Annotated in this window: 19 protein-coding genes; 11 read left to right on the top strand and 8 right to left on the bottom strand. The window is 33.1% G+C overall.

The window, feature by feature from the left end:
- Nucleotides 1-9 precede the first annotated feature (9 nt).
- Nucleotides 10-1,701, bottom strand: coding sequence for a single-stranded-DNA-specific exonuclease RecJ (gene recJ / locus HM981_RS04635; protein ID WP_179337404.1), 1,692 nt, complete (start codon nucleotides 1,699-1,701; stop codon nucleotides 10-12).
- A 17-nt stretch (nucleotides 1,702-1,718) separates the two neighbouring features.
- Nucleotides 1,719-2,147 carry an OsmC family protein gene (locus HM981_RS04630; RefSeq protein WP_179337403.1) on the bottom strand — a complete coding sequence of 143 codons (429 nt, stop codon included), beginning with the start codon at nucleotides 2,145-2,147 and terminating at the stop codon, nucleotides 1,719-1,721.
- 66 nt (nucleotides 2,148-2,213) lie between these two features.
- Between HM981_RS04630 and HM981_RS04625 the strand changes: the two genes are divergently transcribed.
- Together HM981_RS04625 and HM981_RS04620 are read left to right on the top strand one after the other, a co-directional pair.
- A complete protein-coding gene (locus tag HM981_RS04625) occupies nucleotides 2,214-2,816 on the top strand; it encodes a carboxymuconolactone decarboxylase family protein (protein ID WP_179337402.1) in 603 nt (200 codons plus the stop codon).
- A 17-nt stretch (nucleotides 2,817-2,833) separates the two neighbouring features.
- Entirely contained in the window at nucleotides 2,834-3,607 is a 774-nt protein-coding gene (locus tag HM981_RS04620; protein WP_179337401.1) for a toxin-antitoxin system YwqK family antitoxin, read from the top strand.
- A 349-nt stretch (nucleotides 3,608-3,956) separates the two neighbouring features.
- On the opposite strand, the gene HM981_RS04615 is transcribed toward HM981_RS04620, so the two are convergent.
- From HM981_RS04615 to rsmI, 4 genes are all read right to left on the bottom strand, one after another.
- Nucleotides 3,957-4,529 carry a uracil-DNA glycosylase family protein gene (locus HM981_RS04615; RefSeq protein WP_179337400.1) on the bottom strand — a complete coding sequence of 191 codons (573 nt, stop codon included), beginning with the start codon at nucleotides 4,527-4,529 and terminating at the stop codon, nucleotides 3,957-3,959.
- 3 nt (nucleotides 4,530-4,532) lie between these two features.
- Complete coding sequence (locus HM981_RS04610) at nucleotides 4,533-5,900, bottom strand: dihydrolipoyl dehydrogenase family protein (RefSeq protein ID WP_179337399.1); 1,368 nt, start codon at nucleotides 5,898-5,900, stop codon at nucleotides 4,533-4,535.
- Nucleotides 5,901-5,995: 95 nt separating this feature from the next.
- Nucleotides 5,996-6,340: a HopJ type III effector protein gene (locus HM981_RS04605; protein ID WP_179337398.1), complete on the bottom strand. Its 345-nt coding sequence runs from the start codon at nucleotides 6,338-6,340 to the stop codon at nucleotides 5,996-5,998.
- 3 nt (nucleotides 6,341-6,343) lie between these two features.
- Nucleotides 6,344-7,015, bottom strand: a complete 672-nt coding sequence (gene rsmI, locus HM981_RS04600; RefSeq protein ID WP_179337397.1) for a 16S rRNA (cytidine(1402)-2'-O)-methyltransferase — start codon at nucleotides 7,013-7,015, stop codon at nucleotides 6,344-6,346.
- Between the two features lie 174 nt (nucleotides 7,016-7,189).
- Here rsmI and HM981_RS04595 point away from each other — a divergent pair, with 174 nt between their 5' ends.
- Nucleotides 7,190-10,585: a DUF7933 domain-containing protein gene (locus HM981_RS04595; protein ID WP_179337396.1), complete on the top strand. Its 3,396-nt coding sequence runs from the start codon at nucleotides 7,190-7,192 to the stop codon at nucleotides 10,583-10,585.
- Here the strand turns inward: HM981_RS04595 and HM981_RS04590 are convergent.
- Nucleotides 10,582-11,334: a hypothetical protein gene (locus HM981_RS04590; RefSeq protein WP_179337395.1), complete on the bottom strand. Its 753-nt coding sequence runs from the start codon at nucleotides 11,332-11,334 to the stop codon at nucleotides 10,582-10,584. The genes HM981_RS04595 and HM981_RS04590 overlap by 4 nt on opposite strands.
- Nucleotides 11,335-11,425: 91 nt before the next feature.
- Here HM981_RS04590 and HM981_RS04585 point away from each other — a divergent pair, with 91 nt between their 5' ends.
- From HM981_RS04585 to HM981_RS04550, 8 genes are all read left to right on the top strand, one after another.
- Complete coding sequence (locus tag HM981_RS04585) at nucleotides 11,426-12,058, top strand: thymidine kinase (RefSeq protein ID WP_179337394.1); 633 nt, start codon at nucleotides 11,426-11,428, stop codon at nucleotides 12,056-12,058.
- An 8-nt stretch (nucleotides 12,059-12,066) separates the two neighbouring features.
- On the top strand, nucleotides 12,067-13,173 hold the full coding sequence (gene alr / locus HM981_RS04580; protein WP_179337393.1) for an alanine racemase: 1,107 nt from the start codon (nucleotides 12,067-12,069) through the stop codon (nucleotides 13,171-13,173).
- Between the two features lie 86 nt (nucleotides 13,174-13,259).
- A complete protein-coding gene (mscL, locus tag HM981_RS04575) occupies nucleotides 13,260-13,661 on the top strand; it encodes a large conductance mechanosensitive channel protein MscL (RefSeq protein ID WP_179337392.1) in 402 nt (133 codons plus the stop codon).
- A 257-nt stretch (nucleotides 13,662-13,918) separates the two neighbouring features.
- Nucleotides 13,919-14,908, top strand: coding sequence for an aspartate-semialdehyde dehydrogenase (locus HM981_RS04570; RefSeq protein WP_179337391.1), 990 nt, complete (start codon nucleotides 13,919-13,921; stop codon nucleotides 14,906-14,908).
- A 209-nt stretch (nucleotides 14,909-15,117) separates the two neighbouring features.
- A complete protein-coding gene (locus HM981_RS04565) occupies nucleotides 15,118-17,214 on the top strand; it encodes a prolyl oligopeptidase family serine peptidase (protein WP_179337390.1) in 2,097 nt (698 codons plus the stop codon).
- Between the two features lie 134 nt (nucleotides 17,215-17,348).
- Nucleotides 17,349-18,710 carry an Ig-like domain-containing protein gene (locus HM981_RS04560; RefSeq protein WP_179337389.1) on the top strand — a complete coding sequence of 454 codons (1,362 nt, stop codon included), beginning with the start codon at nucleotides 17,349-17,351 and terminating at the stop codon, nucleotides 18,708-18,710.
- A gap of 10 nt (nucleotides 18,711-18,720) precedes the next feature.
- Nucleotides 18,721-21,216: an FG-GAP-like repeat-containing protein gene (locus HM981_RS04555; protein ID WP_179337388.1), complete on the top strand. Its 2,496-nt coding sequence runs from the start codon at nucleotides 18,721-18,723 to the stop codon at nucleotides 21,214-21,216.
- Between the two features lie 87 nt (nucleotides 21,217-21,303).
- A complete protein-coding gene (locus HM981_RS04550; RefSeq protein WP_179337387.1) occupies nucleotides 21,304-22,218 on the top strand; it encodes an ABC transporter ATP-binding protein in 915 nt (304 codons plus the stop codon).
- 502 nt (nucleotides 22,219-22,720) lie between these two features.
- Here HM981_RS04550 and HM981_RS04545 read toward each other — a convergent pair.
- Entirely contained in the window at nucleotides 22,721-24,619 is a 1,899-nt protein-coding gene (locus HM981_RS04545) for an amidophosphoribosyltransferase (RefSeq protein WP_179337386.1), read from the bottom strand.
- Nucleotides 24,620-24,681: the final 62 nt, after the last annotated feature.

The following is a 24,681-nucleotide window of genomic DNA, read 5'->3' as shown; positions in this document are numbered from 1 at the left end:
TTGTAAGTTTTATTCTTTTATATCCTTCAATTTCAATTGTAAACTCACATTGCCATTCCAATGGTTTTCGTCTATGGAATACGCTGCGCTAAATGGTCTTTTGCTTTTTATGATATCAATTTTATCGCCTAAGCCAAAGCCAATACAAACAATTTTATCATTGAATGATTGGGTTACAGTTAATCGAATATGCTTATTGTCTTCGCCAACACATTTTCCCCAACCTGTATCTTTAAGGTTTTGCGACATAAAGGTTGGTGACAAGTTTCCTGGCCCAAAAGGTGCAAATTGCTTTAGGATTCGCATGAGTTTATCATTGATTTCGCCTAACTCAATATTCAAATCTATTTTTAGTTCGCGTGTTAATAACTTGGGGTCTATAGTTTCTTTGACTACACTTTCAAACTTGGCTTTAAAAGCTTCGTAATTTTTTGGATCTAAAGTTAATCCAGCTGCATATTTATGACCTCCAAATTGTTCAATATGTTCTGAGCAGGCTTCCAATGCATTATAAACATCAAAACCAGAAACTGAACGTGCAGATGCTGCTAATTTGTCTCCACTTTTTGTAAATACTAAGGTTGGTCTGTAATAGGTTTCTATTAAACGGGAAGCAACAATACCTATAACTCCTTTGTGCCAAGTTTCATGATAAACAACGGTTGTAAAACCTTTTTGTTCATTATCTTTTTCAATTTGTATTAGAGCTTCTTCTGTAATGCGTTTATCGGTTTCACGACGGTCTGTGTTAAATTCGTCAATGTCCATGGCATATTTTGCCGCTAAGTTAAAATCAGTTTCTGTTAAAAGTGTTACAGCATGGTTGCCGTGTTTCATTCGTCCGGCTGCATTAATACGTGGTGCAATAATAAAAACTACATCTGTAATGGTGAGATAGTCTTTTTTTACCTCAGCTATAATAGCTTTCATGCCTGGTCTTGGGTTGGTATTTATAACATGTAAACCCATATAAGCCAAGGCTCTGTTTTCATCAACAATTGGTACAATATCTGCACCAATTGCTGTGGCTACCAAATCTAAATATTCTACTAAATCTTCAACCGTTTGACCTTGGTTTCCGGCTAAAGCGGTAATTAATTTAAAGCCAACTCCACAACCACAAAGTTCTTTAAAAGGATAATTGCAATCGTCTTGTTTTGGATCTAAAACAGCAATGGCATTTGGGATTTCTGCACCTGGTCTGTGGTGATCGCAAATAATAAAATCAATACCTTTTTCATTCGCATAAGCAACTTTGTCTATGGCTTTTATACCACAATCGAGCGCAATAATTAACGAAAAATCATTGTCGTCTGCAAAGTCAATGCCTTTATAAGAAATTCCGTAACCTTCATCATAACGATCTGGAATGTAGGTGGCAATTGTGTCAATTCTTGTTTTTAAATATGAAGACATTAAGGCTACAGACGTTGTGCCATCGACATCATAATCTCCATAAACCATAATGTTTTCGCCTGCTTCAATTGCTTTTTCAATTCTAGCAACCGCTTTGTCCATATCTTTCATTAAGTATGGATCGTGAAGTTCATTAAAACTTGGTCTGAAAAAAGTTTTGGCAGCTTCGTATGTATCAATGCCGCGTTGCAGTAATAATGTTGCAACGATATCATCAACGCCAAGTGCTTTCTTTAGTGTTGCCACTTGTGTAGTTTCAGGTTTTGGTTTTAATGTCCAACGCATAAAATTTATAATTGATTTTATTTTGCTATTATGTGAAAATGAATATTGGTTTCTACGGTTGCAAATTGTCTAAACATTTCCATAACTCCGCAATATTTATCGACGGATAAGTTTACAGCACGTTCGCATTTTTTTTCATTTAAATCTGAACCATAAAAATGATAATCTACAATTACTTTATGGTAAATCTTTGGATGTTCTTCGGTTAATTCGCCTGAAACTTCAATTTTAAAATCATCAATTTCAACTTTCATTTTATCTAGAGTAGAAATTACATCTAATCCAGAGCAACCTGCTAAAGATGATAGCATCATTGCTTTAGGAGCCATACCTGAACCAGTACCTCCAAATTCTTCTGAAGCATCCATCATTATTGAAGACCATCTAGGATTATCAGATTCAAAGGTCATGTTTCCTCTCCAGTGTGTTGTTATTTTATCAGCCATTTTATTTTAGTTTAAAAATTAGAACGAGTATCTTGTCCAATCAAAAATACTACTAAAAAAATAACTATGGCATTAGTAACACCTTTGTCTGCGGACCATGATTTAGAAACCAAAGAATTAGCTGAATTTTTTAATGAAACGCTTGGGTTTTGCCCAAATTCAGTTTTAACCATGCAACGGAGACCAGCAATAAGCAAAGCTTTTATTAATTTGAATAAGGCTGTTATGGCCAATGAAGGTCGCGTAACCTCTGCTTTAAAGCGAATGATTGCTTGGGTAAGTAGTAACTCTACGGGTTGTCGCTATTGCCAAGCCCATGCCATTAGAGCTGCAGAACGTTATGGAGCAGAACAAGAGCAGTTAGATAATATTTGGGACTACAGAACACATTCCGCTTTTTCTGAGGCAGAACGTGCTGCACTCGATTTTAGTTTAGCAGCTTCACAAGTGCCAAATGGAGTAGATGCAGATATTAAAAAGCGTTTATATGAGTATTGGGATGAAGGTGAAATTGTAGAAATGTTAGGTGTAATTTCTTTATTTGGATATTTAAACCGTTGGAATGATTCTATGGGAACTTCTATTGAAGAGGGTGCTGTTGAAAGTGGAAATCAATATTTAGGAAAACACGGTTATGAGGTTGGTAAGCATGATGGGTCGCAATATTGATTTGAATAAAATTGACAATGAAATTTTTAAAATTCACACTCTTAATCTTAATAAATTCATTATTGCTATTTGGCTGTAAGTCTTCTGAAAAGGATAAGAATGATGATTCTTTCACTTTTATAGAAAGAGGTGCTTACACAATTAATAACTATAATGGAATAGATTATTATATACTGAATAAGACGAGAGAATTTATGGATGGCTACTATGTCGTAGGAGATAAAATGTCTAAATGGGAGGAGTTTGAATTTAAAGAAGGGGTGTTAAATGGTGATTATATTGTTTTTCATCCCAATGGAGAAATGTTTTCTCACACAAAATATTTTAATGGTAAAAGACATGGTGATGAGTTGATGTATTACATTGATGGAGTTCTAAACAAAAAGAGTAGCTATAATAATGATATCTTAGTGGGTAGTCAATATTCTTATTTTGATAATGGAAAAATACAATCGGAATCAAAAATTGAAGACGGAGAACCTATAGAAACGCAAAATTTTAATTTGTTAGGGCACATAGTGTCTCAACGTTTTATAAAAGACAGTAGAACAATAACGCAAAAAATTGTTGAAGGGAAAATCTATTCTGAAATGGTATCATCTAATTATGATAATTATGAAACTGTAAAATTTTATAATGAAGATGGTACAACTCACTTGTACTTACAACGTGTTGAAGAAAATGATACCATGTTTATACTTGAATTAAATGAGGATGGTAAAGAAATAAAACGTGTTGATGTAAAGGCTAATCCGCAAGACGGTTTGAAATATTTTAACTTGTTTAATTAAAATAAAAGCACAAGATTTTATAAATGACCTCACTAGAAATAGTGAGGTTTTGTTTTTTTTGAAAAAAAAGTTAGAATGAAATCCTTACAAAAAAACTGTATTTCCGTTATATAGATAAGTGGTCAAACCATATCAATTCTGATATAAAATGACAGATTTAATTTATCTTAAAATTGAAGGGAATATGGAACGATATTTAATATTAATAGCAATAGCAGTGATCATAGATAGATTGGGAATTGGAAAAATTTTACAAATTATTTTTTTAAGAAATCTATATCTAGAGGCTGATATTAAAGACTTGGAAAGCTTTATTAAGAATACTAAAACAAAAATTACTTTTCCAAAACTATGGAAGTAATGAATTTACCTTCTTCTGCAATTCAGGGACTACCAATTCCTCAAACCAAGGATTTTTACTTCTCCAAAACCGATTGGTTGGTGATGGATGTGGAATCGGAAAATAGGTTGGTAAATAGTCTTTATAATCTCCAACGGTTTCTGTTAATGTTCGTTTTGCTTTCTCTTTTAAATAGTATTTCTGTGCGTAGGCGCCAATTAAAATAATTAATTCAACCTTTGGCATTTTATCTAATAAGGCATCGTGCCACTGTGGTGCACATTCAGGTCTTGGTGGTAAATCTCCTGTTTTCGCTTTTCCAGGATAACAAAAGCTCATTGGGATAATCGCAAAATTTTCTGTGTTATAAAATTGCTCGTTAGTAACATTGAGCCATGTTCTTAATTTTTTTCCGCTTTGATCATCCCAAGGAATTCCAGATTCGTGAACTTTTGTTCCTGGTGCTTGACCAATAATTACAATTTTAGAATTTATATGTGCTGTAGCAACTGGTCTTGGACCTAACGGTAAATGCGCTTTACAAATGGTGCATTGGCTTATGTTGTGCAGTAAGTTTTCCATTTTTTATTGTTCATCTTTCATCATACTTTTTAAATCATTAGTATAAGAAGGGTATGTAAATATCTGTTTTTTAAAATCGCTAACCGTTAAACCATTATTTATGGCCATTGCAAACATATTAATATTTTCATTGGCTTGATTGCTTAGTAAGCTTGCACCTACTATTTTTTGAGTACGTTTATTAACTATAATTTTATAAGCATAAGCTTCTGCATTTTCTTTTTTGGCATTGTACCAATCAGTAGCCTCTCCTTTATATATAGTTACGTTTTTATACCTGCTTTTTGCGTCTTCTTCAGAGTACCCAACATTTGCTAATTGTGGTTTGGTAAAAACTACAGAAGGCACTAAAGGGTTTTCAAAAGCTTTAGAATTCTCCTTAATAATATTGTGACCTGCTATATAACCTTGCAGACCAGAAAGTGGTGTTAATGGTAAAGATTTACTAGATACATCTCCACAGGCATACACATTTTTATGACTTATACTTTGCATAAAATCGTTGACCAAAATTCCAGATTCATCTGCTTTTATATTGGCATTTTCTAAACCTAACATTTCTGTTGCAGGAACACGACCTGCTGTATTGAAAATTTTTCGAGCTTTTATCGATTTTGTTTTTCCTTGGTTTTCATACGTTAGCTTTAGGTTTTTCTTTAATTTTTCAACAGCGATAGGTTTGGTATTAAACATAAATTTTACTCCATTATTTTCTAAAACTTCAGTTAGCTTTTCAACTAAAAAAGAATCAAATTGTGTGAGTGCTCTGTCTCCAACGTCAACCATTGTGACCTTACAACCCATTGTAGAAAGCATGTAACAGAATTCCATACCTACATAACCAGAACCAATGAATATAGCAGAATCGGGGATTTTTTTCAAGTTAAGAATGTCATCGCTAGTTTTTAATAAGTCAGAACCTTTAACCTTTAATGTTCTTGGTACATATCCTGTAGCAATTACAAATTTATCTGCTGAAACAGTTTTGCCTTCGACTGTAATTTCATTAGGACTTATGAATTTTGGGGATTGATGATAGAGGTCAATGCCTAAATCCATTAAATTATTTTCGGTTGAAGCAGGAATAGATTTTGTAAATGACGCTTTGAATTTCTGAACGGCTTTCCAGTTAATTTTTGGCGATTTAGAAATACCTAATTTTTTAAGTTGATTAGAGTGTTGCACTAAGTCTGCAAACTGCATCAATACCTTTTTTGGATCGCAACCTCTTGTAGCGCACGTACCTCCAAATTCACGATTATCTGAAATAGCAACTGATAATCCTGCTGCAACAGCTGCTTTGGCAGCAGTCTGACCTGCAATTCCACTGCCAATTACAAAAATGTCATAATGTTTCTTTTTACTTTCCATGCTTTTTCTAATTTGAAATAGAAAATTATGAAATATGATTGAAAAGAAATGATGCAGTAGGTTTAAAGCTTAACCCAAATACGAAATATCTAATATTATTTTTTATTTAACGGAAAGGTTTCAAAATGTAATCCTTTAAAACCTGTCTTTATAAAATTTCTAATATTTTGATGTCCTGTTTCATTTGGATTGGTTAATACATCATCAAAGTAATGGGTTCCAAAACACGCTAAAGTTTCTTCTTCTGTTAGTTTTTGGTCTATTGCAAAGGCAAATAGCTTACAAGATCCAGAATTTTGTTCTTCAGTATTTTCTAAGGTTCCATTGGTGAAAGCTACTGGTGTAAATTGGTAATAGGTTTCAATTATAGCCATGGTCTCAGAAAAATTAATCTGTTTTGGATTAGTTTTAAGCTTGATTAAAAAATCTTCTAAACTCATATTTTATTTATGTTTTCCTCCAACGACTATGACAATTTCACCTTTTGGTGGTTTATTAGTATAATGTTCTAAAACCTCTTTTGCAGTTCCTCTAATGGTTTCTTCGTAAAGTTTCGTAATTTCTCTGGATACAGAAACAGGTCTGTCTTCTCCAAAATACTCACAGAAATGACCTAATGTTTTTATTAGCTTGTGTGGACTTTCATAAAAAATGATGGTTCTTGTTTCTTCTGCTAGTAATAACAATCTGGTTTGTCTTCCTTTTTTAACAGGTAAAAACCCTTCGAATACAAACTTGTCATTAGGTAAACCGCTATTTACTAAAGCAGGTACAAAAGCTGTTGCTCCTGGTAAACAATCGACTTCAATATTATGTTCTACACAGGCTCTAACTAATAAAAAACCAGGATCAGAAATGGCAGGAGTACCAGCATCGCTAATTACAGCAATGGTTAATCCTGCTTTTAATTTTTCTATTAAATGATTCACCGTTTTATGCTCGTTATGCATATGATGGCTTTGCATTTGGGTGGTGATTTCAAAATGCTTCAAAAGTTTTCCTGAAGTTCTGGTGTCTTCGGCTAAGATTAAATCCACTTCTTTTAGAACATCAACTGCTCTAAATGTAATGTCTTTTAAATTTCCTATTGGTGTTGGGACTAGGTATAACTTCATATTTCTAACGTACTTAAAACCAAATTTACAATCTTTTCTATATCTTAACGCAACCAATTGTAATATTTGACGTCTTTATATAAAGTTAAAGGATTTGGTAGGGGAATTTGGCGTTTACCTGTTATATAATTGAGATTTCACTTGATAAATTGAATTAATCAAAACCACCATTTTATGATTGGAAAACAATTCCGCTTATTGTTTTTATTTTTTTTCTGTTTACAAGTCCATAGTCAAACCACAGATTTATCTATTGTTATTGAGGCCCAGGATTTGGGAGGTACAGCAATCTCACAAATAAATGTTTATGAAGATTTTCAATATGTAGTTACGGTTTTAAATTCCGGAAATGCTGTTGACGATGTCGCTATTTCTATAAATTTTGATCCAGATTTAGCGATCATTTCATATAATTCTCAAAATAGCAGTGTTGGTGCTTCAGACATTTCTAATATCTCTGTAATGGGTAATGTTTTAGCAGCTTCAATTGCTACAATGCCCAATAACTCAAGTGTAGAATTACTTGTTTTAGTGACTTCGCCAACAAGTGTAGGTGGTATTACTGCTAATGGAACTGTGAGTCCACCATCTACAACTCAAGATATAAATATGAGTAATAATCAATCTATAATATCTATAGATGTATTAGATATTGAGGTTGATTTTTCTGTGACACATTCTCAAATTCAACCCAATGAAGGAACAGCGATTAATGCATGGGGAGATGAGGTAACTTATCAATTTGTAATTACTAATAATAGTCCTATTGATTATCCTGTTTCAATAATCAGAGGTAATTTAAGCTTAGGTTCACCTCTAGAAAATGGTCAACCTTTTGCTGAGTTTATCTCTCTCAATTGTATTGAAACGACCAACGGAACTTTGTGTCCGGATTTAAATGGTTTTACAGGAGTGTCATCAGTTGTTAATAATTCCAATTTGTTATTTGCCTACGGAACAGCTTTAGAAATAACGGCTGGAGGAAGTATCACTTTTGAAATGGTTTACAGATATACCAATTTTTCTTGTTCTTCAGACCCAATGCCAATAGCTGTAGATAGTGTAATTAGTGTTGAGTTAAATACAGGAAATACAACTTCTGTTTCTTCAAATAGCGTTACTACAGATTTGCTTTTAGCAGATGCTTGTCCTGAAACGGACCTTTGTATAGCGACGGTTCAGACGAATCCAGATATTTCCGTAAGCTTAGATTATGGACAAGACATTACGTTTTTAACTACAGTTTGTAATAATGGACCAGCAGGAACACCTATGCGTTTCTTTTTTCAGAATTTATCTCCGTTAACTTGGACAATCAGTTCTGTTAATTGTATAGGAACTACAGGTCCTGTGGCTTGTAGCGATTTTGGAATATCTAATAATGGACAAATTTGGGTAAGTAGTGATTTTTATTTAGAAGCTAATACTACTATCACTATTGAAACAGTTGTAAGTTATATGGAGCCAGAGTGTAGTACGAGTATAAATGAAGTTCAAGCTTTAATACGTAGTGCAACTAATATTTTAGATAGCCAATTAGTAGACTCTAATCCTGATGATAATTATTTTTCAAATTTGCTTAGTTTTCCGTCTGTAGATCCATGTCCAGTTGAAGATCCAATAGATTTACAGGTTACTAAAATCCAAACGAGTCCTGAATTGCCTAATGGAAGTTCTCTGCAAAATACTGCCGCATGGGGTTTAGTAAGTTATGAGATTACGGTTACAAATTCTAGTGAAGAAGATGCTAGTATTGAATTGCAAGATTATCTTCCTAATCCTGGGAGTTCTAACCCTTTAATGTATGGCACGTTGGTAAGTGTTGAGTGTATAGAAACAACAGGAACAGCGGTATGTTATGCCATTGAGAATGCTAATGTTGGTGAGACATTAAACGGAATATCAGATAACGGAGGTTATGATAATTTCTGGGAAATTACATCCGATGAAAATTGGGAATTACCAGCAAATAGCTCAGTAAGTTTTAGTGTTACTGTAGATTGGTTGCCCACATGTTCTTCAGGTGCTATCATAGGAACTAATATGGTAACGGTTGGTTTTACTAATGGTTTAGAGGACAGTAATCTTGAAAACAATACGGCTTCAGTAAATACCTATTTTGCTCCTTGTTTAGATTTGGTGGTACAAACGTATCCAGAATTCTCCCAAGTTGATATTAACCAACCTTTTAATTGGATAGTAGATATTAGCAATAGTACCGCAAGTTCTAATGCTGTAAATGTTGTTTTAGAAAACACATTAAATCCTATGTTTACCATTGTAGGCAATCCAACATGTATGGTAACTTCGGGTAATGCAACATGTATTACTAATTTTAGTATTGTTGGTAATTTTATAACCGGAATAATTCCAATAATGGATGCTGGCTCTACAGTTAGGATTAGTATTCCTGTAACAGCTCCAAGTGTTGGAGGTGCTTTTAATAATATTGCAGAAGCTATTCCTGATGCTACTAGCAATCAGGAACTAACGCCAGAATCTAATATTTCAATTAATAGTGTTCAGGTTATTGCACCTGTTTTACAGAAATCATTTACTCCAGATACGATTGTTGAAGGAGGCCAAAGTGAATTAACCTTTACAGTTTTTAATGTTGCTTCTAATCCTATACAAAGTAATATTTCATTTACGGATAATTTACCAATGGGTTTGTTGCTTTCGAGTACTCCAATGTGGATAGTATCTAATGGTTGTACAGCCACATTTGTAGGTGCTGCTGGAGATGCCTTTGTTGGTATAGAAAACTTAGTTTTCCCTGATGGTGTAGAAAGTTGTACATTTTCTGTTTTAGTTACTGTGGCTAATGCAGGAACATATCTTAATAATTTTCAGAATTTCTCTAATAACAATAATATAGATACGTCTCAAACTAATGCCACGTTAAACGTTACTACTGATACGTCTGATGTGGATATTGAGATTATTAAAACCGTTATGCCTAGTGAAGCTGCTTATGGTCAAAATGTTGAGTTTACCGTTTTAGCAACTAATTTAGGGACTACAACAGCGACATTAATTGAAGTTGTAGATGCTTTACCTCAAGGTTTTCAATATGTTTCGGCAACCGTAAGTTTTGGTGTTTTTGATGCTATTAATTTAAGTTGGAATATCCCAAGTCTGGATGCCAATACATCGGAAACTTTAGTCTTAACAGCACGTGTTGTTTCTTCTGACGATTTAACTAATGTTGCACTATTGAATAGTGTTAATGAAGTAGATAGAGATGCTACAAATAATGAAGACGATGCAACCGTAGAAATTTCTAATTGTTTAACAATTCCTGAAGGTATTTCACCAAATAATGATGGTAGCAATGATGTGTTAAGTATTCCGTGTATAGAAGACTATCCGGAAAACACATTTAAAATATACAATCGTTATGGCACACAAATTTATGAAGCCAAAAGCTATTTGAATACTTGGGATGGTAAAGCTAATATGGGACTTTTAAAAAGCTCGGGTTTATTACCTGTTGGAACTTATTTTTATGTGCTTGAAATCAACGGTTTTAATAAACCATTGATAGGTTATGTTTATTTAAATTATTAATTAAATTTCCCTTCAACTATTTCCATAAATCGCGCTTCATATTCTTCTTTGCCTTTCCAATCGTTATAATCTGGTTTTACGTATTCTAAAATTAATTTTTGGGCTTCTTCTAAAGAATTCGTTGTATTAATTTGAGAAATTACACGATCGTAATCTTCGTTTTGTCCTTCAAATAAATGCTTTATAAATGCTAATTTATCATTAAGTCCAATATTTAAACGTTTGCCTTTTAGCTTATCGTTTAGAGATTTTTTTTCTGATGCTTCTTCGCGTTTTTGTGCATCTTCAATCGGTTCAAATTCAGGGATCTTTTCAAAACCAGACGTAATGGTTTCAAATTCTATAGCAGCAGGAATTTCTACTTCTTTGGGTGTTATTTTTTCTAAAATAGGCTCTTCAGGTTCTGGTTCTTTGGGCATGTGTTCAAACATATCCTTAATTTTGGTCATCACAGGCTCCATGATGCCATCGTCTTCAACCTCATCTAAATTTATGTAAGTTCTATCTTCAACTTCTACATTGTCGCTTACTTTATTATTGAAAGCTGTATCTAACATTCCAAAAAATGAAGAGTCATGACCAATGGTTGGCATTTTATCTTCAAAATTATCTTGAGCGAACTTTAAAATGGTCAGTTTTTCGTAAAGTTCAGAAACTTCTTTATGTAATTGTACTACATCTTCTCGTCCTGTTAGTTTTAGAATCCTGTGTGCAATACTAACTAATTCTGATTCTAATTTCTTTTTCATCTTTTCCTGAATTTTACTTTTGATTTTTAATAAATTTGCATGACCTTTATAAAAACGAAGACTAGCTTCGATTTAGTGCTAAAATTACAAAATGTTTCTCGAAAATACAGTAAATCAGAAAGAACAATTTGGGTGGATTGAAGTCATCTGCGGATCTATGTTCTCCGGTAAGACCGAAGAGTTAATTAGACGATTAAAACGCGCGCAATTTGCAAAACAAAAGGTGGAAATTTTTAAGCCTTCTGTAGATGTACGTTACGACGAAGAGATGGTAGTTTCTCATGACGCTAATGAAATCCGATCGACTCCAGTGCCTGCTGCTGCTAATATTCCAATTTTAGCAGATGGTTGTGACGTAGTTGGTATTGACGAAGCTCAATTTTTTGACGACGAGATTGTACGTGTTTGTAACGATTTAGCTAATAAAGGTGTGCGTGTTATTGTTGCAGGATTAGATATGGATTTTAAAGGCAATCCGTTTGGTCCAATGCCATACCTTATGGCAACTGCAGAATATGTTACCAAAGTACATGCCGTTTGTACAAAAACAGGAAATTTAGCACAATACAGCCATAGAAAAACTTTAAGCGACGAGTTGGTTTTACTTGGTGAAGTAGATGAGTACGAACCTTTAAGTAGAGCAGCTTATTTTAAAAGTATACAAAGAGATAAGCTAAGGCAGTTAAAAGTAAGTGATGCTAAAGAAATAGACTCTAAAGAATAAAATACCTAATGTCTAAAGCTCAAGAAACTGTTCTCGAAATTGATTTTAGTGCACTTACACATAATTTCAACTATTTAAAATCTAAATTACAACCAGACACTAAATTTTTAGCGGTTGTTAAAGCGTTTGCTTACGGAAGCGATTCTGTAGCAGTTGCAAAACATCTAGAAACGCTTAACGTAGATTATTTTGCAGTCGCGTATACTAATGAAGGTGTTGCTTTAAGAGATGCCGGAATTACAACTCCTATTATTGTACTTCATACGCAGCCCGTAAATTTTAAAACGCTTATAGAGCGTTGCTTGGAGCCAAGTATTTATAATGCAAATGTGTTAACTGAATTTATAAAAACAGCAGAAACACTATCACAGAAGAATTATCCAATTCATATCAAATTTAATACAGGTTTAAATAGACTCGGTTTTAAAGAAAATGATATAGACACTATTGTTTCTAAACTAAAAAATACAAACTCAATTATAGCTAAGTCTTTACTTTCGCATTTAGCAGCTAGTGAAGATGCTAACGAATTAGATTTTAGTAACCTTCAAATTAATCGTTTTAGAGCTATTGCTGAAAAATTTAAAGATCAAATAGGTTATAAGCCTTGGTTGCACCTTTGTAATACGTCAGGAATTCTTAATTATCCTGAAGCGCATTTTGATATGGTTAGAAGTGGGATTGGACTTTATGGATTTGGAAACTCTGATAAGGAAGATAAAAACCTAAAACCAATAGCCAGTTTAAAATCTGTGATTTCTCAAATTCATAACATTGAAAAAGATGAAACTGTTGGTTATAACAGAGCTTACATATCTAAAGGTTTTGAAAGAACGGCAACCATTCCTATTGGTCACGCAGATGGTATTAGTCGTATTTATGGTAACGAAAAAGGTTATGTCATTATTAATGGAAAAAAAGCATATATCATTGGAAATGTATGTATGGATATGATAATGGTGAATGTTACTAATATTGATTGTAAAGAAGGAGATGAGGTTGTCATTTTTGACTCTACCAATGTTGCAAGCACAATTGCAGAATCTGCAGGAACAATTTCTTATGAAATATTGACCGCCATATCACAACGTATAAAACGTGTCTTTAAACCTTAAAAAAGACCTTTTTAATTATGATGTGACTTTTTTAATTAACTTAGTGTCTTACTAACACATTAACTAACTATTAAAAATACAGAATTATGTTAAAAGAATTTAAAGAATTTGCAATGAAGGGCAACCTTGTAGACATTGCAGTTGGTTTTGTAATGGGTGCTGCTTTCAAAGAAGTAGTTACTGCATTTACAGGAGGTATTGTATCGCCATTAATTGGTATGATCTTCGATTCCGATTTCAAAGCACTAAGATACCAATTAAAAGAAGGTACATTAAATGATGCTGGTGAAGTTGTTGGAGATGTTTTCTTAGAATACGGAACATTTTTAACTAATGTTATCGACTTTATCATTGTAGCATTTGTAATGTTTCTTGTTGTTAAAGGTGTTAATAACATGAAGAAAAAAGATGAGCCAGCTCCAGCTGCTCCTGCAGGACCATCTGAACTTGATATCTTAAAAGAGATTAGAGATTCATTAAATAAATAACATACGTATAGCGTTATCGCTACACTATAATTTTTAATTAAACCCAGACTGAAAAGTCTGGGTTTTCTTTTTAGGGTAAATAATTGTTAAATTAATAATTGAAGCCTATAATTTTTATCACATGTTTAAGGTTCTATTAACTAATTTAGTAAGGAAATAATATAATTTTGTAAACTTTAAATTTATGACCGTCAACCAAATCGTTTTTAATGACGGTTTTACGGGTTTAAATTTCGAACAACAATAAATAGAAACAAATGAAAGTAGCAATTGTAGGTGCAACAGGTTTAGTAGGAAATGTAATGCTTAACATATTAGAAGAGCGTAATTTCCCAGTCGATGAATTATTATTAGTAGCTTCAGAGCGCTCTGTAGGTAAAAAAATAAAGTTTAAAGGCAAGGATATTGAGGTTATTAGTATTCCTACTGCTATTGAAGCAAAACCAGATATTGCACTCTTTTCTGCAGGAGGTAGTACATCTTTAGAATGGGCTCCAAAATTTGCAGAAGTTGGTACTACGGTTATCGATAATTCTTCGGCTTGGAGAATGGATGGATCAAAAAAATTAGTGGTTCCAGAAATTAATGCGAATGAATTATCTAAAACCGATAAAATTATAGCTAATCCAAACTGCTCTACCATCCAAATGGTAATGGCATTAGCACCTTTGCATAAAAAATTTAAAATTAAGCGTATAGTTGTTTCTACGTATCAATCCGTTTCTGGTACAGGTGTAAAAGCAGTTGAGCAGATGGAAAATGAAATTTTAGGTAAAGAAGGTGACATGGCTTACCCTTACCCAATTCATAAAAATGCTATTCCACATTGTGATGTTTTTGAAGAGAATGGTTACACCAAAGAAGAAATGAAATTGGTAAATGAAACTCAAAAAATATTAAGCGATCCTTCAATTGCTGTAACGGCAACTGCAGTAAGAATTCCAACAGCAGGAGGCCATAGTGAAGCTATCAATGTAGAGTTTGAAAATGATTTTAATATTGCTGAGGTAAGACAGCTTCTTAGTGATACAGATGGTATTACAATACAAGATAATTTAGAGACAAATTCGTATCCAATGCCAATGTATGCGCATGGTAAAGATGATGTTTTTGTTGGTCGTTTAAGACGAGATGGCTCACAACCTAATACTTTAAATATGTGGGTTGTAAGTGATAACCTTAGAAAAGGTGCTGCCACAAATACGGTTCAAATAGCAGAATACCTTATTAAAAATGCGTTAGTTTAAATCTAAAGTATTTGGTTTAGAGTATTTAAAAAAAGAGCAGTAAAACTATTGCTTTTTCAAATTAGAGTAAGACTTTAGGATTTTGATTTTGTCAAAAAACTAAAGTCTTTTTTTTTAATGTTTTATTATGTTGAAAAAATCGAATTACAAAAAGTTATCACGCCTTTCCGGTGGACTATAGTATTTTTGTGTTTTGTAAAACTGAAAGTATGAAAACCACTCCTGTAGATTACCCTAAAACTAATAAAACAGATACAATTGATAATTATTTTGGTCAATCTGTAGCAGATCCTTTTCGTTGGTTAGAAGACGATCGAAGCAAAGAAACTGAAGCTTGGGTTAAATCTCAAAACGAAACGACAAATAAGTATTTAAAGAACATTCCATATAGAGAAGCGTTAAAAGAACGCCTTACTACACTTTGGAATTACGAAAAAATAGGATCTCCATTCAAGGAAGGTGATTACACTTACTTTTATAAAAATGATGGTTTACAAAATCAATATGTCATTTATAGATATAAAACAGGAGACGACCCAAGCACAGCTCAAGTATTTTTAGATCCTAATACATTTAAAGAAGATGGTACTATTTCTTTAGGAGGTATAAGTTTTTCTAAAAATGGAAAAATCTTAGCTTATGCTATTTCTGAAGGAGGAAGTGATTGGAGAAAGATCTTAATAATGAATACCGAGACTAAAGAAATCATAGAAGATACTTTAGTGGATATAAAATTTAGTGGCATGTCTTGGTTTAAAAACGAAGGTTTTTACTACTCTAGCTACGATAAACCAAAAGGTAGCGAATTGTCTGCAAAAACAGATCAGCATAAAGTTTATTATCATAAATTAGGAACAAAGCAATCTGAGGATCAATTAATTTATGGAGGTACAGTAGCAGAAAAGCATCGATACATTTACGGAGGTGTTACAGAAGATAATCATTATTTAGTAATTACTCCTCGTGTTTCAACCTCAGGAAACAAGCTTTACATAAAAGATTTAACAGTTGAAAATGCTCCATTAGTTGAAATATTAGGACACACGAATTCTGATTCTAATATCATAGAAAATGTTGGCTCTAAACTATACATTATGACAAATTTGGATGCTCCAAATCAAAAAATTGTAACAGTTGATGCCTCAAGTCCAAGTCCAGAAAATTGGGTGGATTTTATTCCTGAAACTAAAAATGTATTGAGTCCTTCAACAGGAGGTGGTTACTTTTTTGCCAATTATATGGTAGATGCCGTTTCCAAAGTATTACAGTACAATTATGATGGTGAATTAATTAGAGAAGTTAAATTACCTGGTGTAGGAAGTGTTGGTGGTTTTAGTGCTAAGAAAGACGATAAAGAATTATATTATTCATTTACCAATTACGTAACTCCAGGAAGTATCTATAAATATGATATAGAAAAAGGAGTTTCAGAACTCTACAGAAAACCAAATATTGATTTTAATCCTGAAGCTTACCAAAGTAAGCAGGTGTTTTTTAGTTCTAAAGATGGTACTAAAGTGCCCATGATAATTACACACAAAAAAGGATTAGAGCGCAACGGAAAAAACCCAACAATTCTCTATGGTTATGGCGGATTCAATGTTAGCTTAACTCCAAGTTTTAGTATTGCAAATGCCGTTTGGATGGAACAAGGTGGTATCTACGCTGTACCTAACTTAAGAGGTGGTGGAGAATATGGAAAAGCTTGGCACGATGCTGGGACAAAATTTCAAAAGCAAAATGTATTTGACGATTTTATAGCCGCTGCAGACTTCCTTATTTCAGAACACTACACATCTTCAGATTACTTAGCTATAAGAGGTGGTTCTAATGGTGGATTATTAGTTGGTGCAATAATGACGCAACGTCCAGACTTAATGAAGGTAGCATTACCAGCTGTTGGTGTTTTAGATATGTTGCGTTATCATACATTTACTGCTGGTGCTGGTTGGGCTTATGATTATGGAACTGCAGAGGACAGCAAAGAAATGTTTCACTACCTTAAAGGTTACTCACCTGTTCATAATATTAAAAAAGGAATTGAATATCCTGCAACATTGGTAACTACAGGAGATCATGACGATAGAGTAGTGCCTGCGCACAGTTTTAAATTTGCCGCCGAGTTGCAAAGTAAGCAAACGGGTAACCATCCAACACTTATAAGAATAGAAACAAATGCTGGTCATGGAGCAGGTACACCTGTTAGTAAAACTATTCAAGAATACGCAGATGTATTTGGGTTTACGCTTTACAATATGGGTTTAGATGTATTACCAACTAAATACACAAAAAAAGTGAAAAGTTAGTTTGAATCAAATCGTTTTAGGAGTAAAAATGTACGCTGTAAATAACTGAAAGAAAAGAGTCTAAAAAAACGTTTATATTTGGTAGGGATTTTAGGACCTAAACTGTCTTATTTAATAGTACAAGATTATTGCAAATGAAAAAAAAGTACTTAAGTCTCTTTCTAATAGTTTTATTTTTGTTTTCATGCGGTGAAGATGATGGCTTAGTGCCTTTAGTTATTGAAACCAATCCGGATAGTTTAACTATAACCCAAAATTCAGAAATTGAGATCTTTATATTTTTAAACGATTTAAATATTCCTTCCATTGGTGAGTTGTCTTTGAGTCTTCCTGCAAAAGGAACTGTAACTATAATTAATACTAATAATACACCCAATAATCCTAGCGATGATCATATTAAATACACCGCTAACCCAAACGAAATAGGTTTAGATAATTTTGAATATACAATTTGTAATGCTTCAGGAGATTGCAAAACCGAAGAAATTTCTATTACAATTACTTCAAGTTCAAATGTACTTTATGATATAGAAAGTATGCCATTCTCATCCTTATCCGATTATCAGTTTTTTGAAGGTGATCTAAAAAACCTAGAACCTACCTATGGTGTAATTCCTTATACATTAAACTCAACATTGTTTAGCGATTATGCTAAAAAGAAACGTTTTATATGGATGCCAAATAACAGCAAAGCATCATTTGTAAATGAAAATGAACTTTTAGATTTTCCTGTTGGAACCATTTTAATAAAGAATTTCTATTATGATAATGTGCTTCCAAATAACACAACCCAAATTTTAGAAACCCGATTAATCATCAGAAAACAAGAAGGTTGGGTATTTGCTAATTATGCGTGGAATTCTGATCAGTCTGAAGCAGATTTAGATATGAATGGAAGTTTTAAAGATTTACAATGGGAACAGGATGGCGAAGTAAAATCGGTACAATATAGAATTCCTTCAGGAGCAGAGTGTCACACGTGTCATAAAGTGATGGAAGTTGCAAAACCTATAGGTCCTAAGGTTAGAAATTTAAATTTAAACTATATTTACAACGATGGTGTTGTAAATCAATTAGATAAGTTAGTTAGTGTTGGTTATTTAGAAAACACGCTTCCAGATGTAATTAGCAAATTGCCAGACTATTACGATACTAGTGAATCATTGGATAATCGAGTAAGAGCCTATTTAGATATTAATTGTGCGCATTGCCATTCAGATGAAACACATTGTGCTTATCGTCCAATGCGCTTTGATTACTCTGAAACAAGCGATTTTACCAATATGGGTGTTTGTGTAGATGCAGAAACGGATTTAGGATTTGGCCTTGGTAATATTGTAGAACCTGGTGATCCTAGAAATTCTGTATTATACTTTAGATTAAGCTCTACTGAACCCTCAAATAGAATGCCTTTACTAGCACGTACAATTGTGCATGAAGAAGGTGTGCAACTTATAGAAGAATGGATAACCACACTAAACATAAACTGTAATTAATATAATTAATATGAAAAGACTATTACTTTTTACAATACTATTTATTTTGTATAGTACGCATAGTAGTGCACAACAATTAAATCAATCTGCAAATTGGCCTAATAGTCAGTGGGTACTTTCTGGAATCTATGACGGAACTTATTTATACGAAGATCCTACAGCGTCTAGTGCATCATTTTCTTTTGATGATGACAATGCTGGAAGTGGTTCTAATAATACTATAGCAACGGAGTCTCCCATTATTAATCTTTCTGATGCTTACAATGCAAATGAAAATGAAATAATAGTAGATTTTACTTATGTTTTGAATATTTACACCTCAAATGGTGCTAACCAATTATTGTACTTACAATATTGGGATAGTGATACTAGTTTATGGACCAATTGGGGAAGTGAACTTATAGCTAATTCAACAAGTTCAGTTGATTATTGTAATGCTATTTCTAGTGACTATATGAGTGACCCACTTAATATATCTGGTTTTTCAATCGCACAATTAACCGGATTTAAATATCGTTTAGTATATGAAGATTTAGAGTCTTGGGGTTGGGGTTTTTGTGTTAGTTCTCCTTCAATTAGTTCTTCTATTCCACCTGCTTGTCCAAATGTAAGTTCAGTTTCGTTGAGCAATATTAATGCAGTAAGCGCAATGGTTAACTGGAGTGCAGGTGGATCTGAAACGTCATGGCAAGTAGCAGTACAATTGGCTACAGACGGAGTTCCAACAACCTTTAATACTTCAGTAAATGCGTCTTATAGCTTTACTGGGCTTTCTCCTATGACAGATTATAAGGTGTATATTAGAGCAAATTGTAATGGAGGTGGTAATAGTAATTGGATTACAGCAAGTTTTACAACTGGAATAGATGTTTCTAGTTATCCTGTAGCATTTACACCAAATCCAATAAGCACTTCTGGTTCGTACGATATCGCACTTGTAGATTTAAATGGTGATTTTTTAGATGATATTGTCTCTGTTAGTTCTAGTAATTTAAATATTCATTACCAATTAGCTTCTGGAGGCTTTAGCATGAGTAATGTAGCAACACCTAATGCAGATTTTTTACCAAGTTGGAGCTTAGCTGCAGGTGATTTTGATCGTAATGGATATAATGATCTTGTATATGGAGGTGGATCAGGGGTTACATTTATGAAAGCAAATAACACAGGTACAGCTTATACCGAAATATCAGGATCGGATTATGTATTCTCTCAGCGTTCTAATTTTGTAGATATTAATAACGATGGGAATTTAGACGCTTTTGTATGTCACGATGTTCAGGCAAATGTGTATTATATTAATGATGGTTCTGGAAATTTAACCTTTTATCAAGGTCCTAGTTCTGAAGCACCAAATGGAATAGGTACAATTCCTGGTGGAGGAAATTATGCAACAGTTTGGATAGATTATGATAATGATAGAGATATGGATATGTTTATTGCCAAATGTCGTGGTGGATCGTCTACAATTAGTACAGATGAATTATGGAGAAATGATGGTAACGGAGTCTTTGTAAACGTTGCAGATACAGGTTGGTATAATACTAATTATCCTGGAGTAGGTCATAATAACTCTTCAAATTTAGGAGATAATATACAAACATGGTCATCTGCATGGGCAGATTTTGATAACGATGGTGATATGGATGTGTATGTAGGAGCAAGTAGTACTGAAAATGGAGATTCTAAATTGATGCGTAATAATGGAGATGGTACATTCACTAATGTAACTGCTGGTTCCGGAGTTTTAGATGCATCATTGGGTATAGAAAATGCTCCAGCAGATTTTGATAACGATGGTTATGTCGATATATTGAGTAATGGAAATATCTTATTTAATAATGGAGATTTTACATTTACAAATTATGCAGATAGTGGTATTGAACAAAATATACCACCAAGTGGTGCGATTGGAGATGCTAATAATGATGGTTTCTTAGATGTGTTTAGTAATGGTCAAATTCATCTTAATAATTCTAATTCTAACAATTGGATAAAAATAAATACTGTAGGTACTATTAGTAATATAAATGGTATTGGTGCTAGAGTAGAAATACAAACAACCAACGGCACTCAAATTAGAGATGTTAGAAGTGGAGAAGGTTTTGAGTTTATGAGTTCACTAAATACCCATTTTGGTATTGGTGCATTAACCAGTATCAATAGCATTACTATTTATTGGCCATCTGGTACCGTAGATTTTATTGCAAATCCAGCGATTAACACTATGCATGTTATCACCGAAGGTTCTGCGTTAAAGGTTATAGATGAAACTTTAGTAGATGTTTCTATATATCCTAATCCAGTTGAAGATATACTTACAATTAAGACATCTGCAGATGTTATCAGTAAAATAGCAACAGTATTTGATATTAATGGAAGACGTGTTCTTAGCATGAAGCTTAAATCGAATACCATTGATGTCTCAAGTTTAACAGGTGGAGTTTATTTTTTAAGATTAGAATCTGAAGGTAAAATCATGAAACGAAAGTTTATTAAGAAATAACCTTAGGTTATAAATATTTAAAAACCGTTTGAGAAATCAAGCGGTTTTTTTTATTCTAAATCTTTCTTGAAACCTTATTTTTGTAAGATGCTTCAAGTAAAAAACGTCACTTTCGGATATTCTAAAACAAAGGTTTTAAAAGCTATAGACTTTAAAGTTAAAGCAGGGGAAAATCTAGCCATTATAGGAGAAAGTGGCTCTGGGAAAAGTACCTTATTAAAACTTATTTACGGGGAATACGATTTAAAACAAGGAAACATTTTCTGGAAAGATGAAGAGATTCTCGGTCCAAAATATAACCTAGTTGTGGGTTACGATTTTATGAAATACGTAACTCAGGAATTCGATTTAATGCCCTTTACAACAGTAGCTGAAAATATTGGTAAATTTCTTTCTAATTTTTATCCTGTAGAGAAACAAGAACGTACAAAAGAACTCATAGAGGTTGTAGAGCTTGAAGCGTTTGCAAACACTAAAGTAAAGCTTTTGAGTGGTGGCCAAAAACAGCGTGTTGCTATTGCAAGAGCCTTAGCCAAGCAGCCCGAAATTTTGTTGCTAGATGAGCCGTTTAGTCATATTGATAATTTTCAAAAGCAAGGATTGCGACGCAATGTTTTTAATTATTTAAAGGCTAAAAATATAGCTTGTATCGTTGCTACTCATGACAGAAACGATGTATTAGGATTTGCGGATCAAATTATAGTCCTTAATGAGTCGGAAATTATAGCTAAAGACACTCCTCAAAATTTATATAAAAATCCTAAGCTTCCATTAATTGCATCATTTTTTAGCGAATTTAATGTGATCGAGCCTTATGGGATCGTTTATGCTCACCACATTAAAATTGTTGATAAATCGGATTTAAAAGCGGTTGTAAAAAGATCTTATTTCAATGGAAATTCTTGGTTAGTTGAAGCCATTTATAATTCAGGTTCTATTATTGTAGAGCACCATATTGAATTAGAAAAAGAGAAGCTAATTTGTCTAAAGGTTTTAACCTGATGGGTTTGTAATAAAAAGTTAATGTTTTTTTTAATTTCTTGTCTTAAGATTTAGTAAAATAACTTCATTTACTAAACGACAGAAAATGAAAAAGGATGAACAGTTGTTCACCCTTTTTGCCCCAAATCTACCATAAACTTAACCTACTTATGTTATGGTGACTCAAATATAAGCGGACATTAGGTTACTATTCAATTTTTTGGACAAACGACCTATATATTAGTCTAAACGTGGAAATAAGCTTATTTATAAAAGAATAAGAGTAGGATTTAGCGTTATGTTGGAATCAAGAGTTAAAAACACTATTTAAATTATGGGCATAAAAAAAGGTGAACAGATGTTCACCTTTTTTTGCCCCAAATCTACCATGAACTTAACCTACTTATGTTATGGTGAGACCAATGTAAATTTAATTTGTTAAAACGAATCAGAAATCGGACTAAATACATTTTAATCCGACTAAAGACTTATTTTATCGGATAATATGTCTTTTAGGTATCAATTAGTAAGCACGTTCGTTATTTCCTTCGTAAAAATTAATAAAAGCTCTATTGACTACTCTATTACCACCAACAGTAGGGTAATCTCCTGTAAAATACCAATCCCCTAAGTTTTTAGGACATGCTTTGTGTAGGTTTTCAACAGGTTGAAAAATAATTTTAACTTCAGCATTTATATCGTCACCTCCAAGTAATTCTGAAATCTTATCTGAAATCTGTTCGTCTGTAAAATTAGCATAGATCTCTTTTACATAATTTATAATATTCTTATCCTTCATTTGAACTTGCGCTATACATTTCTTATAAATATCCTCTACAATATGATATTGATTATTATCTTTTAATAATTCTAATGCAGCTTTAAAAGCAATAAGCGTTTCAAGGTTTGCCATGTCTATACCATAACAATCGATATAACGTATTTGAGGAGCAGAGGAAACCACAACAATTTTCTTTGGGTTTAATCTGTCCATCATTTTAATAATACTCTTTTTAAGTGTTGTACCTCTCACAATACTGTCATCAATGATAACTAAATTGTCTGTTGGCTTTATAACACCATAGGTAACATCATAAACGTGAGCAACCAAATCATCTCTACTACTATCTTCGGTAATAAAGGTTCTTAGTTTTACATCTTTAATGGCTATTTTTTCAATTCTTGGACGTTCCGATAGGATTTCCGTTACCTTTTCGGAAGATAATTTTCCATCTCCATTTAGAATAGATTCTGTTTTCTTTTTGTTAAGATGATCTTCAACCGATTCAATCATCCCAAAAAATGACGTTTCTGCAGTATTAGGAATATAGGAGAATACACTATTCTTAGTGTCGTTATTAATCGCCTTAAGTACCTTAGGCATTAATAAGCGGCCTAACATTTTTCGTTCTTGATAAATTTCCGCATCACTACCTCTAGAAAAATAAACACGTTCAAAAGAACATGCTTTGCGTTCTAATGGTTCTAATATTTTCTTGATTTTAGTTTCTCCAGATTTCTTTGTAATTATAGCATGACCAGGATCGAGTTCTTTAACCTCCTCAAATGGTACATTAAATACAGTTTGTATTACAGGACGCTCTGATGCAACAACTACAATTTCATCATCTTTATAATAATAAGCGGGTCTAATTCCAGAAGGATCTCTTAATACAAAAGAATCTCCGTGACCTAACAAACCTGCCATGGCATAACCTCCGTCCCAATTTTTTGCAGCATGTTTTAATATTTTGCCCACTTTTAAACGCTCTGCTATTAAAGGTGAGCACTCGTTTTTATTATATCCCTCTTTTTTAAGGTCTTTGTAAATTTTAGAAACAGCATCATCTAAAAAGTGACCGATTTTTTCCATTACAGTAATAGTGTCGGCTTTTTCTTTTGGGTGCTGTCCTATTTCAATTAAATTATCAAATAGCTCATTAACATTAGTCATGTTAAAATTACCAGCAACAATAAGGTTTCTGTGCATCCAATTGTTTTGTCTTAAAAACGGATGAACACTTTCTACACTATTTTTTCCAAATGTTCCATAACGCACATGACCTAATAGCACTTCACCGATATATGGAATATTCTTTTTTTGTAATGCAACATCGTCTTGGTATTCTGGATGCGTCGTTAACTCTTCGTTAATACGTTCATTAATTTGAGCAAAAATATCCTGAATAGGTTGTTGCGCAATAGATCGTACACGGCTAATGTATCTTTCTCCAGGTGCTGTATCTAATTTAATACTTGCAAACCCAGCTCCGTCTTGTCCACGGTTGTGCTGTTTTTCCATCATTAAATACATTTTATTAACACCATAAAAAGCACTGCCATACTTTTCTTTATAGTATTCTAAAGGTTTTAATAGTCTGATAAGTGCAATTCCGCACTCATGTTTTAAAGCGTCGCTCATGATTAATTTTCCGCTACTTGTTAATTTATATTTGGAACAAAAAACGCGCTCAATTTAGAGCG

Origin of the sequence: Winogradskyella ludwigii, from assembly GCF_013403985.1 — a bacterium.
GTDB lineage: Bacteria > Bacteroidota > Bacteroidia > Flavobacteriales > Flavobacteriaceae > Winogradskyella > Winogradskyella ludwigii.
Note: the sequence above shows the minus strand (reverse complement) of the source record. Positions and strands in the feature narration are given on the sequence as shown.